This is a genomic window from Dyadobacter arcticus (assembly GCF_011762185.1).
Lineage (GTDB): Bacteria > Bacteroidota > Bacteroidia > Cytophagales > Spirosomataceae > Dyadobacter > Dyadobacter arcticus.
This window is the reverse complement of sequence record NZ_JAASQJ010000001.1, coordinates 1,694,491-1,709,341: the sequence shown is the minus strand read 5'-3', so window position 1 is coordinate 1,709,341 and position 14,851 is coordinate 1,694,491. Positions and strand designations below refer to the sequence as shown.

11 protein-coding genes and 1 pseudogene are annotated in these 14,851 nt (G+C 41.9%); 4 read left to right on the top strand and 8 right to left on the bottom strand.

What is annotated here, in order from left to right:
- Positions 1-33: 33 nt before the first annotated feature.
- The 3 genes and pseudogenes from FHS68_RS07425 to FHS68_RS07415 all read right to left on the bottom strand — a co-directional run.
- Complete coding sequence (locus FHS68_RS07425) at positions 34-612, bottom strand: Crp/Fnr family transcriptional regulator (protein ID WP_167268585.1); 579 nt, start codon at positions 610-612, stop codon at positions 34-36.
- Positions 613-1,117: 505 nt separating this feature from the next.
- On the bottom strand, positions 1,118-1,423 hold the full coding sequence (locus tag FHS68_RS07420) for a hypothetical protein (protein ID WP_167268583.1): 306 nt from the start codon (positions 1,421-1,423) through the stop codon (positions 1,118-1,120).
- Between the two features lie 794 nt (positions 1,424-2,217).
- Positions 2,218-2,619, bottom strand: a pseudogene (locus FHS68_RS07415) (site-specific integrase); the annotation flags it as partial.
- A gap of 364 nt (positions 2,620-2,983) precedes the next feature.
- Between FHS68_RS07415 and FHS68_RS07410 the strand changes: the two are divergent.
- Positions 2,984-3,625 (top strand): response regulator, encoded by a 642-nt coding sequence (locus FHS68_RS07410; RefSeq protein ID WP_167268581.1) that lies wholly within the window; start codon positions 2,984-2,986, stop codon positions 3,623-3,625.
- Between the two features lie 34 nt (positions 3,626-3,659).
- Positions 3,660-4,055, top strand: a complete 396-nt coding sequence (locus FHS68_RS07405) for a hypothetical protein (protein ID WP_167268579.1) — start codon at positions 3,660-3,662, stop codon at positions 4,053-4,055.
- 78 nt (positions 4,056-4,133) lie between these two features.
- Here FHS68_RS07405 and FHS68_RS07400 read toward each other — a convergent pair whose 3' ends face one another.
- Positions 4,134-5,999: a tetratricopeptide repeat-containing sensor histidine kinase gene (locus tag FHS68_RS07400; protein ID WP_167268577.1), complete on the bottom strand. Its 1,866-nt coding sequence runs from the start codon at positions 5,997-5,999 to the stop codon at positions 4,134-4,136.
- Between the two features lie 238 nt (positions 6,000-6,237).
- Between FHS68_RS07400 and FHS68_RS07395 the strand changes: the two genes are divergently transcribed.
- Positions 6,238-7,617 carry a Dyp-type peroxidase gene (locus FHS68_RS07395; RefSeq protein ID WP_167268575.1) on the top strand — a complete coding sequence of 460 codons (1,380 nt, stop codon included), beginning with the start codon at positions 6,238-6,240 and terminating at the stop codon, positions 7,615-7,617.
- Positions 7,618-7,760: 143 nt separating this feature from the next.
- On the opposite strand, the gene FHS68_RS07390 is transcribed toward FHS68_RS07395, so the two are convergent.
- The 4 genes from FHS68_RS07390 to FHS68_RS07375 all read right to left on the bottom strand — a co-directional run bounded on the left by FHS68_RS07390 (position 7,761) and on the right by FHS68_RS07375 (position 11,557).
- Positions 7,761-9,338: a hypothetical protein gene (locus FHS68_RS07390; protein ID WP_167268573.1), complete on the bottom strand. Its 1,578-nt coding sequence runs from the start codon at positions 9,336-9,338 to the stop codon at positions 7,761-7,763.
- Positions 9,339-9,385: 47 nt separating this feature from the next.
- Entirely contained in the window at positions 9,386-10,531 is a 1,146-nt protein-coding gene (locus FHS68_RS07385; RefSeq protein ID WP_208408198.1) for a hypothetical protein, read from the bottom strand.
- The gene (locus FHS68_RS07380; RefSeq protein WP_167268569.1) at positions 10,528-10,929 is read right to left on the bottom strand and encodes a hypothetical protein; all 402 of its coding nucleotides are present in this window, start codon (positions 10,927-10,929) and stop codon (positions 10,528-10,530) included. Before FHS68_RS07380 ends, FHS68_RS07385 begins: the two co-directional genes overlap by 4 nt.
- A 340-nt stretch (positions 10,930-11,269) precedes the next feature.
- A complete protein-coding gene (locus tag FHS68_RS07375; protein ID WP_167268567.1) occupies positions 11,270-11,557 on the bottom strand; it encodes a hypothetical protein in 288 nt (95 codons plus the stop codon).
- Positions 11,558-11,945: 388 nt separating this feature from the next.
- Here FHS68_RS07375 and FHS68_RS07370 point away from each other — a divergent pair, with 388 nt between their 5' ends.
- Positions 11,946-14,849: an SNF2-related protein gene (locus tag FHS68_RS07370; protein ID WP_167268564.1), complete on the top strand. Its 2,904-nt coding sequence runs from the start codon at positions 11,946-11,948 to the stop codon at positions 14,847-14,849.
- The last annotated feature ends 2 nt before the right edge of the window (positions 14,850-14,851 follow it).

The following is a 14,851-nucleotide window of genomic DNA, read 5'->3' as shown; positions in this document are numbered from 1 at the left end:
GTTACGTGATGTAGATCACATTTGTAAATGACGTTATCTATGGGTATTGTAAAGTCTGCTGAGTGTCTCACGCGATACACCGAGGTAGGAGGCAATGAGGTGTTTGGGGACCAGGTTGTAAAGCTGTGGGTATAACGCGAGCAATTCTTCATAGCGTGCTTTTGTGTCGTTGTTCATAAACGACAACAGCCTTTTTTGGGAAGCAAGATATCCTTTGTTAGTACGCCAGCGGAAAAAATGTTCAACTTGGTGCAATTGGGAACAGAGTTTTTCGCGATCCTGATTGGAAAGGCAAAGCACTTCCGCGTCGGTAATGCTGTCGACACCGATCGTGGCCTTACTTTGATTGTATAAAGCGCCGTAATCAGAAGTCCACCAGGTTGTCATAGCAAACTGCAGAATATACATTTTAATCTGATCGTTGATAAAAAAAGCCTTCAGACATCCGGATATCACAAAGTATTCATGATCTACCTTTTCCCCTTCACTGATTAAAACCTGCCCCTTTTTTAAAGATTTTGGTTTAAAGTGAGAAAAAAAATGTTCGAATTGCTCATCAGTCAGCATTGCTGTTTTACTAACATGTTGTTTCAATATTTCCTTTGCTTCCATAATTAGGGTGGGCTGATGCTAATTTCTATATTAACCCTTTTTTTGTTGAAACCCTCAAAATAAGGATTGGTACCGAACTCATGTTAAGTAGAAAGGCAATGAGGTACCTTCTGTTCCTATTGGTGGATCAAAAAAACAGGTTGATCAACGTCGGTGCCGTCGACGGTCTCTTTCAAGAAAATGTACCTTCGTTTTACGATAGTATAAAAACAAAATCTTAAAAGTAAAGTAAAATTTCATTATTTATCTCAACCACCGTATTTTCAAACCAATAAACATATGATCCAACCTAATGGCTCTCGTTTGTGGTCCCTGGGAGTATCTGATGACGGTGCCATTTGCTGGTGCTTGACTTTTTTAAATCATATTGGCTTCTATCCTGATAAAATCATCACAATTCACGCTAAATAGACGCTGGTTAATATACGACAATCCGCCTTACAATTCCTCAATTTTCCTGATCAGCCTCGTCATCATATCAATCAATAAAGTTTTGTCGCGTTCCTCAACGGTGTAGCTTTTTATTACCTTTTTTGGACGAAACTTCATTCAGCGCACTTAAAGCAGGGCTAGCCTTTTTAGACAGAAAATCAATTTCCTGAATAAACCAGCTATTAATGGCCAAGCTCATATCGTCGTAGCGATCGCTGAAAATAATGTCTTTCATGACAGGCACCTGATTAAATGTTTTCTGTAGAAAGCCCAGGCGTTCCATCACCGAGGACGAATCGCCTACATTATCAAGTTCAATCAAAAATTTCGATGTCAAATATTTGATAAACCATGGCGAATTGAAATTCCTCTCTATCATGATCAATTCCAAACGTTTGAATGTCTCGCTGACCACAACGGGATTCGATTAACCTTCATCACCTCTTGGTTCGCTAGTTTGCGAAGATCGTGGGCGCCAGGATCGACGAGGACCATATTTAAAGAGAGATCCCGATCTACAGAACTTCGATAACGGTAAGCTATAAACGCTGTTACCCCTCGAAGACATCTGGCGAGCTTTCCATTTTTGGAACGCAATCTGTCTGAACAAAACGATAAGTCGCTTTTCTTCTTGCTCGGCTTTGTCGATAATAGAAATTGATTGATAGTTGTCCAGACTTTCAGGTTCTGTTCTTAGCGGATCCAGATCATTGACCATCTGGTCTAACCAATCCAATGCATACTCGTGTCCCATGCGATTTCTGTTTAGTTACCAAACTTCCAGTATCATCAACGCCAACTGTCAGGTACAAAACTCAGGGATTTTGATCAGCAAGGAAATACGAGAAAACAACTATTCACACATTTAGCTACGCAAAAGGACGTAATAACCTATACGCGAAACTACGTGTATCTTGTTTTTGACCTTGCCTACCCACTTTCCCAGATATCCAATCGATTTAGCAACTCTACTCGGTTTGACACCCAAGCTTCTCAGAAACATTCTGAATACCGAATAAGTGCCCGGAGGGCCGGCGGCGTATCGTACCAAGGCCTATGCAACAAAAAAAGCCGCCATTATGCCGTAAGCTTTTGGCGGCTTTAAAAAATTCTCACGCAATAGGGACACTTATTTAGCTGCCCTTTTGCCGAGTTTGTTTGTCAAACAACTATCTATGGAGTACCTAATACCTCTTTTAACCTTCTCATATCGTCCCCAATTTTGTTATCGACGATCTTCGCATAAAGCTGAGTCGTTTTAATATTTCGGCGCCCCAACATTTTTGAAACGCTCTCGATTGGCACTCCATTCGTCAAGGTTACGGTTGTCGCAAAAGTATGCCTGGCCAAGTGAAAAGTGATTGCCTTGGTAATCCGGCATAGATCAGCGATTTCTTTCAGGTAAGAATTCATTTTCTGGTTTGACAACACCGGTAGCAGTCTATCCTGATTTATACATTGCGGATGATCATCATATTCGGCGATTATTGACAGCGCTTGGGGTAAAAGTGGAATGCGTGAGGGCGAGTCGTTCTTTTGTCTTTTTATCACTACCCACTTTTCACCATCACTGCCATAAACTTTGGACTGAAGGGTATCCAAATAGGCATTGAGAAGCTTTACATCTTCTTTGGCACCATTCTTCCTGCCGGCTGACGAGTTCCATTTTTCAGGCTCGCACTCCCTTTTTGTGCTTATTTCAATCCGTTAACCGTCAACTGTCAAATCTCATGTAGATTGGCAATTCACCTTTGACGTTATTGTTGCGCTTTTTGAGATAAAAGAGCAATGTGAAGCTTTTTGTTAACATAGCAATCAGTTGAGTCATTTTAAATATCCCGAAATTTGAGGATAGAGAATCATGAAATATCGGTATTTCGATATCTTGCATAATGTGTGAATTTTGAAATGTCAAAATCTATCGAACGTCAATAATTTCATGCGCATACTAGTAGCGGAAGATCATAGAATTTTACTGGATAGCCTGGCCCTACTTCTGCAAAGTATCGATGGTATTGAGGTTGTTTCGAAGCACGTCAATGGACAGCAGGTTTTGAATGCCTTGGAATTGGACGACAATATTGCGCTTGTTGTTTCTGATCTTCAAATGCCGGTCATGGGCGGCATTGATTTGACTTTACAATTGCGACAGCGGTTTCCGCAGATTAAGATCTGTTTATTGACAGTCGCCGATCAGCCCGATACAATTAAAGAAGCCATTCGTGCGGGAGCTGATGGATATGTGTTGAAAAGTGCGGAACGTAGTGAACTCGAAAATGCATTGAACACAATTGCCCGCGGAAGTAAATATTACAGCGAACAGGTTTTAATGTTATTAGCAAATGATACAAAACTAGAATTTGTCCCGGATATTGACAATCCTCAAAAAATTGCGATCACAAAACGGGAGCTGGAAGTATTACAGCTGATCGCGCAAGAATACTCAGGAACAGAGATAGCCAAAAAATTATTTATCGAAGCATCCACAGTTGAAACGCACCGGAAGCATCTCATCCAGAAATTAGGTGTTCAGACAACGATTGGACTAGTAAAATATGCCATAAAATTTAAGATCGTTTAACTATTTTTTTCACTTAACCCCCCAAACTAAGATTATGCCTACCGAAGCAGAAGTATTAACAGATTGGAGATATTGCGATTTAAAAGGACCCGCGACTGTATCGAAATTAGGAGATATTGTTCTGGTTTTACTTGAAGACTCAAATGTAAATCCGGAAAATGATGTCCTAAAATTTAAAGATGATCAGGATAGTGGTGATTTTATGAGAATATTTAAAAGAGACCCCTCGATAATATTGACATCAGGTGATGTAGTTAAACTTGACAAAATCGAGGAAGTTATCGCCGGATTCGACGAAGCATGGTTCAATTTTACATTTGCCAACGGATTTCGATTCAAAAATGACGCTGGCGCAACAGTGATGAAATTCACAGAGCTGGAATTGCCTACACCCGCTACTGTAAAAAAAATGAATCCAATTGTGCCGTAAATTTCAAACGTCAAAATTGAAAATTAGAAGTTAAATAATCACGTAAACCCCTAAACGCCGGCAATATTTTGTCGGCGTTTATAGCATACCGACATTCCTGTTAATCCCCACCGTTTCAATGGGAACGCTTATTATAATCTGAGTGCCGCGCTCATCTGGATTTAAGACATTGAAATCCCCTCCCAGCGATTCCAGTCTTGCCTGGACATTTTGAATACCCACACCCCGCTTTTTCTGATTAGGGTTAAAACCAATACCATCGTCCGTTACAGATAAATTGATACCCAATTCATCCCTGATAACGCTAATAGATGTAGTTGTGGCCTGTGCATGCTTAATAACATTGTTGAGCAATTCCAGCACAATACTGTACATATTGTATTCGATCTCAACCGGCAGCCTTTCCTGCAGACCCAGTATTACAATCGAGAATTTTATCGGCAAACTTTCATTCAATCTTTCAACCAGCTTCGTCAGGGTTATCGACAATCCTTCCTGTTCCAATTCGGCTGGAAGAATGTTGTGAGAAATGTTCCGTACCTCGGCATAAGCATTTTGAATAAGGTGCTTCACATTCAGGTATACCGACTGTTCAGACTCCGACAAATGCTGCGTATTGATGGATTGTACACTCATATTAACTGCGCTCAACAAACTACTGAGGTTATCATGTAATTCAAGAGCGACCCGCTTCCTCTCAATTGCCTGACCTTTGAAATGTGCCTCCTTGATTTCCTTGTTTTTCCTTATCAGCTCCTTGTTTTTTTCCCGGAGTCGCCGGTTGTACCGGACAAGCAGAAGGGAAACAAGCAGAACTCCAGAAGCTCCCATGATCAACCAATCCCTTATCTGGGCCAGTCTTTGATTTTCATTTTCCTTTTTGAGTAGTTGCACACTTTGCTGTAAATTATGAGCTTTCTGCTCGGTATTGTACTGCTCTTGTATTGCCGCGATACGCTGCCGGCTTTTCTCCGCCTGCAGGCTATCTCTGATTGATGAAAATTTCTCATAGGCTTCTAGTGCCTGCGCCTGTTTGCCAGTATTTTTGAAAATCCTGTACAAATTCTGCTGCACCTCCATGATGATACTGGCATTGTTTAATTGTAAAGCCATGCGCTCAGCCCTAGCCGACCAGTTCAATGCTTTGATCCATTTTTTTTGAAGGATCAGTATATCAGCCATATTGATCACAATATTCGCCTCCAAGAATGTACTACCTATTTTATTGGCTAATGCAAGCGCATTTTCGTGGTATTTAATAGCCTCTGTTAATTTCCCTTGCTCCTTGTAAACCAATCCGATGGCGTGCAATCCATGCGCCTCGTACCATTTGTAAAAAGGCCTGGTCCGCGCCAGCGTATACATACCCTGGTTAGCTTTTAAGGCTTCATCCAATTTGCCCGTTTCACGAAAAATAACGCCCTCTGTATTCAGCAGGGCCAACTCTTCATTATAGGCTCCCGAACCCGGGTGCGCGTGCAGAATACGAAGCCCACGCCGGCATAATGCAAGTGCCTCAACGTATTGCAAAAGGCTTGCATGTGAATGCGCCAGAACGCCTAAGATGGAAGCTATTAATACATATTGTTTTTGGTTTTCTGCCAGTTTGAGCGTTTTATAATTGCTTCTGATACTTTCATGATGCTTTCCCTGCATTTCATAAATAACCCCGGTGTAGTATTGGGCATAGGTCATTTGATTTTGCAAACCCCTATCCTTACAAAACCTGATCAAATATGAATTGTAGTAAATAGACGAATCGATGGACACATCTCCGTACGCCCTCATCAAAGATTTCAATATATTGAAGCGAAGCGTATCCTGTGTATAGCCTATTGGAATCTGTGCCAAATTTTTCAATTCCATTTTCAGGCTATCGATGCGATTGGTCTCGCAAAATCCCGAATGTGCCAGGAAGCACAAAAAAATAAGAAGCTTATTCATTTATGAAAAGGGTTGATAAGTAAACTTAGGTAGTTTGCTATTCTTTTCAAAGCGGCGATATCCATAAATTACAGGATGCAAAGTCATCATATTCAAGGATTTATTACACAGTTTATTTCGACCAATTTTGTCGACTCCGACGGACAAGTTTCCGTTAAGAGCTGCACTAACGGCGCGAAGTAGAGCATCTTCTATTTATTGGCTAATTAATTAAAATTCAACCTTAATCATTTTTTTTATGCTACAAGTAGACCAGTTTGAGAGCATTCCATTTCTTGACGGGATTCAAGGCAACATTCTTAAATCCCACGGACGTCACCACACGGCCAACCTTTTCATTATCGGAGATGATGGCAAACAGGATTTGGTAAAAGCCTGGATTCACAGTTTGGTTGTCGGCACGAACCCAATCATCAGGTCGGGTTCGGAGCAGATACACAACAACCTCCGATGGAAAGCAGAGAAGGTAGACAGTGGCGTTTTTGCCTGTCTGCACATTAGTGCTGCCGGATACAAATATCTTTTTGGAGACCAAAAGGTAGAAGACTTCGAGGATGAAGCATTTAAACTTGGGATGGCTCATGCTCCGTTAAACGATCCTCCAGCTGATTTTTGGGAAGAGGGTCTTCAGCAGCCACATTTTATGTTGTTGCTAGCACATGCTTCGGACGACAAGGTAAGGGCACTTGTCGTTGAAATTCAGAAGTCTATCATGTTCTTTACAAAAATTGCCAGCGTGGAGAAAGGGCATGCTATATTCAACAATATGGGAGCTGGCATTGAGCACTTCGGCTATGTAGACGGCATATCACAACCCTTGTTCTTTGATGATGAATGGGAACGTTACAGAGCGGATAATGAGATCACGTCTGATGATGACATCAAATTTGACCCGCGCGCCAACCACGACCTGGTATTGGTTCCTGACCCGTTTTTCCAGGATGAAAATGCCAAAGGCAGCTATTTTGTTTTTCGTAAGCTCGAACAAAATGTAAAAGGATTTAAACAGGCAGAGGAAGCTCTGGCATTTCAGATTGGATTGGAGGGAGAAGACGAGGAACGCGCTGGCGCAATGCTGGTAGGTCGATTTGAAGGCGGCACGCCGGTCCAGGAAAGTCCGACGGACTCCATGGTCAATCAATCTGTGTTCAACAATTTTGATTTCACACGCGGGGACGCGTCCAAATGTCCTTTTCATTCACACATACGAAAAACCAATCCAAGGTCCGACTTGCCAGCCGGTGAAGCGGCAAAGCGACGAATGGCGCGAAGAGGCATCCCTTTCGGACATAGGAACGACGATCCGGATGATGGCATGATCGATAACAAGCCAGAAGGAGGCGTTGGTCTGCTTTTTATGAGTTATCAAGCGAGTATTGTCAATCAATTCCAGTTTATTCAGCAGAGTTGGGCCAACAACCCTACTTTTCCCAATTTCAATGATGCCGACCCTGATGGACTTGATCTGATTATTGGACAGGGAGGACCCAAATATCCAGTTACCTGGGGCGAACCAAATTTCAGGCCGGCTACATTTGGCCAATTTGTTCATATGAAAGGTGGCGAATATTTCTTTTCGCCCAGCATGCGCTTTTTACGAGAGATTCAGGAGATCTGAACAGACCACAATCAGCCTTTTATGCGTCACACCAGCATGAAACCAAACCCAATCAGTGGGGAGTTTCATGCTGGTGTGACCATGCTTTGGATTCAATTGGCCGTGTTTCTTTTATTGCCGTAAAACCGGATCTGCTGCTGATCTCATTGAACCAACATGGTGAACAGATTATTGAGCAAGCTGGCTAAAAACGGGGACACTACAACCAGCAAATTTTTTAAGCTTTCCATCTGAAAGTTCAAGAGGCTCGACCATTTGGACTTCGGAGTGGTCTCTGCTGTCTCCTCTCCGGCAGCGACTTGATTGAAAAGCCCTTCCAGCTCATCAAAGCGCAGCTTGGCAGGTAAATAAACGATCAATACAATGGTCGTGTGTAAAGCACCATATAGATAAACAAACTCGGACCGGGCCGGGCTGTATCCCCAATCATTAGCGATCAGTTTCACAAAATCCAATGAGTTCACCGCAGAAAACAAAGTGCCGGTACAAAGCACCATTAGGGATAGCACAATCGATATTAAAATAAAATAAGTGTTGAATATCTCCAGTACTTTCAGGAACACCACTTTAGTTTCCGGATCGTAACCTTTGGCAAAAGCGAGCATCTTTTTTCCATTTTGAAGCTTTTGCAATTCGGAATCGGCTTGCACGAAGTTGGTTTTGAACTGCGTGGCAAAGGACGCCAGCAGCCCGGATGTTAAGAGAAATCCGGCAATGCAAAGGGAACCAGTGATATAGCCCAGGATAATTGTCAGATTCATGGAGGTGCGAAGCGTGTCCATGAAAAAAATGTTTTTGATAATATCAGAGTCGATAAACGTGTGCTCCCAGATCTGCGATAAGCATAAAATGATCACCAGTGAAAGAGTTGCGTACAAATAGTATCGATATTTTTCAAGTTGTGAAACCGACTCCTTCTCGAAAAGCTCATATATTTTTGTCTTGAGGTCGTAGGACGTTCCTATTGTAATAAAGCAAAACCCATAAAACACCACAATGCAAAATATCCATACACCAACAGCCGGATGCCTGGCGATAAAATTGATGTTGTGATTATTTGAAGTGTCGATTGCAAATTCACCTTTTGCATTGGTGCTGTCAACCGGAAGCGAAGCATCCTTGATGAAATACGAGAAGGAAAAAGTTTTACGGCCCGGATAATTTTCACTCCATGTCTCGACTGAGTCCGAGGTTATATTAAAAAATAGATTTCTGTTTAATTTATCGAAAGCAGCTGTATCAGCCTGGCTGCTGTAAATATATCTGGATTGATATATCTGATATAAATTGTACATTTTATACAATGAATCCTTAAGGGTAGTTTTTGAGGTATCCTGAGAAGGTGGAGATCCCTTAGTTCCGTTGCTCTTGTCTAAGCCCATAGCTACATCCCTTGCTTTTCCAGCTAATTCCTCAGGTGTTAGAGCTGAACGTTTCTTTACTCCATCAGGGGCTTTTTTCGCTAGATCTGCACCGGTACGAACAGATGTGCCCATTTCCCCCACCTCGATCTTTCTATATTTGTCCTGAAAAATCTTGATGCGTGCGGATACAACCTCGTCTGCCAGCTTTCGCGGATCGTAAGAAATTTCATGGAATACGGAACCTCCCTGGTTGCAGAGCATCGGATAAAATATGCTCAGGCAACCGATAACGGTACCTAATATACCGACTAGTGATATTTTGGCATTCTTGTAGTCTAAATCGAATTTGGGTTGCATCTGAGTAATTGATTTAGATGGGAGAGTGAACTTGAACGTTGAGCTGTTTATTTTTCTAGGGGCGCCTTTTCTCCACCTGAATTTATTCCCCAATTGACTCCAAATAGAGATATCAGGTTATTCTTGGAATCGAAATTTTTACCGAATGAGCCGGTAACATAGAAGTTGTTTGTGATTTTGTATTTGATTAGTCCCGTCGACCGACTGGTGTTGCCGGTTTGCGTCAGTATATTTTTATCATCATTCTGTTTGTTTCTCGCGATCGCTTCAAAACTCAAAATCAACTTATCGAACTCCAATTCGATCTTACCTCCTAAATCCAGATATCTGACATTTCGTTGCGCATTGTCATTGGCAAGTGTGCCGTCCGAGAGATGACGAAGGAATCCATAGATGTTGAGATACCTGTTCTCTACTGGTTTGTTGTCCTTCATGAACCTTGGCGTGAATCCTACAACCAGCCATTGACCAAAGCGACCTGTGCTTCCGCTCGAATATTGCTGATCGGTAAAAAAGCGGCTGTAACCAATTGCGCCATCGACTGTCAGAAGTGGCCTTCGATTGAGAATTTCGAAGATGTTTATTTGGCGATCCTTCTTATAGTTTTTCAGCAAAGAATTGGCTATCGAATCCCTTTGCGATGGGCTAGCTGTTATAAAATTTGGATCCAGCGCTAGCTTTTTCGTAATCTTTTTAAGTGAATCAAGTATATCCTTATACGCTTGAAGTATAAGCTTCTGGTCTTCAGCAGTACGCAATCTGAATAGCGTCGTTTTTGCACCGATTGCAATGTTAGATACATTCTTTGCGGCGCTGTCACCGCTTGTGTTCACAAATGCCCCGGAAACCGATACCATTCTCATCGCTGAAAATGGAAGTTGCTTTCCCTTTGCAGCATTATACCCCATGTATTTCAGTGCCGTCATATTTTTGGATTTAAGAAACCAAAACGGGGTGAATTCGAGCGCGTAGTTTTTGGGTATGCCATTGGCTTCTTCGACTGAATTCAGGATGCTTACCGCAAATGCTTTTGGATTGGCGGGTCTGCTGATAATGGTTGGGGCCTGATCCATTAAAACAAAAGCAGGAGAGGTCGGGATTTCCATGTCCTTCAAGGATAGGGTATCACCTTGTGCAAACGATGAGGCGTAAGCAAGAGTGAAGCAAAACGAAAGTATAATTTGAGCTCTCATAGCAGGATAATTACTTTGGTTACAATAATTAATTGACCGTCAAGGAACACTGTAACATCGTCTGTATCATGGTTGTAAACCTGAGCCCCGGAGAGTCCGCCCGACATGCCGTATCTGGTAAAAAGGTTTTGCCTCGCACTTTCCCAATTAGCCGGGTCAATGTCAGAGAAATCAATTGCCGTGACCACAATGATCTTGCAGTTTTCAAGATCCGGAGCCGTCCCAAAAGCTGTTTTGGGTATGTTTCCGCTATCTATGCCGGATTCTGCAATGATCAATTTCTGGCCGGTTCCACGGTGAAGCGCCACGGATGTGTGCGCTATCCCTGGTGTGCCGATGGTTGCTGCAATGGAAATTTCGTTTGCCGAATTTCCGCGGGTGTAATTTCTTGTAGCCATTGTTTTGCGATTTGATGGTAATGTTTGAACTGCCTGGTAATTGCCTGACCCTCGCATGATATCGAACGGTTCGGCATTACAAAGCTCCGCAGAAAGAATAGCCATCTAAATCCTGAAATAGCATGATATTTTATCCCTTGATTTAAGGATATTCAGGTAATGTAGGGCAGTTACGTTATCGAACACATCGGTTACAATAGACAGAGCAGTAACGCTTGCGTTTTCAATGCGGTGTGATTGGATGCCCACCCGGTAATCCAGCATGAGATTGCGATACGAAACCCCCTGGTCCACGACACTGTAAAACAAAAAAGGACTGTCGCCAACAGTCCTCCAATTCCTAAACTTTCGCCCCCATCTTCTCGAAGCCTTCCCAAAGCACCTTCAAATCAAATAGCGCCGACTTCTCAGCCATATCAAACGGAATATCCGAATGATAAAGCGCCAGATCGTGGACCATTTTGAGCGAGTGTGCCAGCTCCTTACAGCCCTGACATTCTACAAGATACCAAAACTCGGCTTGGGACTCTGTCAGCGGGTCGCCGACATTTGATGCGTGACGTGCATCATTCGTTGGGTTGACTGAATTTGCATTTGAGTCAACACCGTTTCCATTTGACGTTTGCATTGTTTAATGGATTTGGATGAAAAGAAAGGAGAAGTCACTGCAAACGTCAACAAAGCGAACTTTGGCAGGTCCCGGGACTTTCACCCGTCTGCTTCTCCAGTGCCATTTCTGGCCTGCGTTTTGGTTGTATGTTCATAGAAATTTTGTTAATCGTTTGCGTGGCAAATATAGGGGAAAGTTTTGATGGGTGGTGAACGGATAAACTAACGGTAAGTGAAGGTGTTTGAAGTAATGACGTAATTGAAGACAACCTGCATCCAGAGTGCCGCAATGCTTGGCTAGTCCTTCTGGCACTCAACCGGGAAATGGCATTACAAAATAAGGACTAGATCAATTCTAGATATTTTGGTAAGTTCGTATGGTGCGAATCAATACAATCTAGATTAAAATGGATATTACCAGGTATCATGCAAAATATTACGCCTACGAACTTACAAACAGAAAGCCATCGGATGATATCAATAAATTTACCGCTTCTCTACAGAACGCTCAAGTAGACCTGAACCCTCATCAAGTTGAGGCGGCTCTATTCGCCTTTAAGTCACCTCTTTCAAAAGGGGCTGTACTCGCAGATGAAGTGGGACTGGGTAAAACCATCGAAGCCGGAATTATCCTCTCTCAGCTCTGGGCTGAAAGAAAAAAGAGGTTGCTTATTATTGCGCCGACAAGCCTTAGAAAGCAGTGGAATCAAGAATTGCTGGATAAGTTCTACTTGCCTTCTGTGATTTTAGAAGCAAAATCATTCAATCAGGATATCAAAGATGGAAACCCAAACCCTTTCAATCGCGAAGAGGGAATAGTTATCTGTTCCTACCATTTTGCCAGAAATAAAGCAGAGTATCTATCTCGAACAAACTGGGATCTTGTCATCATTGATGAAGCTCATAGGCTCAGAAATGTCTACAAGCCATCCAACAAGATTGGTAACACAATAAAATCTGCCCTGGAAAAAAGTAAAAAAATTTTATTGACGGCAACGCCATTACAGAACTCAATACTTGAATTGTATGGGCTTGTCAGCATCATTGATGAATACACCTTTGGAGATTTAAAAAGCTTCAAGAGTCAATTTTCGAGAATGACCGATGAGAACAATTTTATAGAGCTTCGAGAAAGACTTCAACCCATTTGCAAACGCACATTGCGTAGGCAGGTTGTTGAGTATATAAGTTATACGAAACGAAATGCTATTGTTGAGCCATTCTATCCAACCCAGGAGGAGCATCATCTTTATCAGGTGGTATCAGAATATCTTCAAAGGGAAAAGCTGTACGCACTACCGGTTGGACAAAGACAATTAATGACGCTCCTTTTGCGAAAGCTACTTGCCTCATCTTCCCACGCTATACATGGGACATTGGATTCTTTGGTTCAAAGACTGGAAGGGAAGCTGAATGACAGCACTTTAAATGAAAGTGTGTCCAGTGATTACGAGGTATTTGACGAAACAGAAGATGAGTGGACTGATGATGATTCAGTCGAGAATGAAAATCAGGATCCAAATACTATCAATGAGGACGAAAGGCAAAAAATATCAGCAGAATTAGAGGACCTGCGAAGATTTCGGCAATTGGCTGAGTCTATTAAGCGAAATACCAAAGCTGATAAATTGCTGACAGCTCTCAAATTGGGCCTCATGAGGATGCAGCAAAATGGTGCAAATGAAAAAGCATTGTTATTTACAGAATCTCGGCGTACACAAGATTTCCTTTTTAAATTTTTAGAAAAAAATGGCTATTCAGATAAAATCGTCTTATTCAATGGCTCAAACAATGACACTAAATCAGCGGACATCTATACAGCTTGGCTTAAAAGACATAAAGGAACAGACCGCATAACGGGCTCCCCGACTGCTGATAAAAGAGCCGCCTTGGTTGAGTATTTCAGGGAAACGGCGACATTGATGATAGCGACGGAAGCAGCTGCTGAGGGAATTAACTTGCAATTTTGCTCACTGGTGGTCAACTATGACCTACCTTGGAATCCGCAACGCATTGAACAGAGAATTGGTCGCTGCCATCGATATGGACAGAAACATGATGTAGTGGTCATAAACTTCCTGAACAAAAGAAACGAAGCAGATCAACGAGTTTACGAACTTTTAGATCAAAAATTCCAGCTTTTCGACGGCGTATTTGGAGCGAGCGATGAAGTGTTGGGTGCTATTGGCAGTGGAGTCGATTTCGAAAAACGCATAGCCGCCATATATAATACATGCCGAGACTCTGATAGCATTCAAAGGGCCTTCAATGCATTGCAAGAAGAGCTAAAAACCAGCATTTCTCAACGCATAGATGACTCAAGAAAATCTCTGCTGGAAAACTTCGATGAAGAAGTTAGGGAAAAGTTGAGGATGAATCTTACGAGAAGCAAGAAATATCTAAATCGCTACGAAGAAAGACTCTGGTGGACTTCACAATATTTTCTAAAAGATTTCGCAGAATTTAGTCACACAGATTATTCTTTCACATTAAAACGCAATCCATTTGCCGAGGAAAGGATACATCCAGGACCTTATATGGTTTTGAAACCAAAAGAAGGTCAAAAGAAATCTGACATTTTCATTCCGGATGATACAAACATTTATAGAGCTGGACATCCATTGGCTAGGCGCATTCTTGAATCTATAAAGGAAGCCGAAACGCCAATCAACGAACTAACGTTTGACTATGAAAATACGCCAACGCAAATTACCCTGTTGGAAAAATATAAAGGCCAATCGGGATGGATGAAGGTATCTGTGTTTACCATTTCGTCTTTTGAAAATGAGGATTGGATCATTATTGCCAATCAAACTGAAAGTAAAGAGGTTATTGATAGTAAACTATCGCATCGATTTTTCTCGGTAAAGGCAATAGAAAATAATATTCCGCTCGATATCTCAGCAGAATTCCAAAATAGCTTGCTTGACATCGAAAAGTTGGAATTGGGAAAGGTCTTTGAGGATAATTTATCCAGAAACAGAAAGTTTTTTGATACCGAAATGGATAAGCTGGATCAATGGGCCGAGGATATGAAAATAAGTCTCACACGCGAGATTGATGATTTGGATGCAGAAATAAAACTTCGCAAAGCTGAGGCTAGAAAAATGATCGATTTAGAGCAAAAAGTAAAGGCGCAACGACAGATCAAGGATCTTGAAAAAAAACGAAGTGAAAAGCGTATGATTCTTTACGAGGCGCAAGATGATATTGACAACAAAAAGGATGACCTGCTCACGGACGTAGAAAGGCGTTTGAAACAAAAGACGGAAATAAAAGAGCTATTTACCATTAAATGGACAATGATATAAGC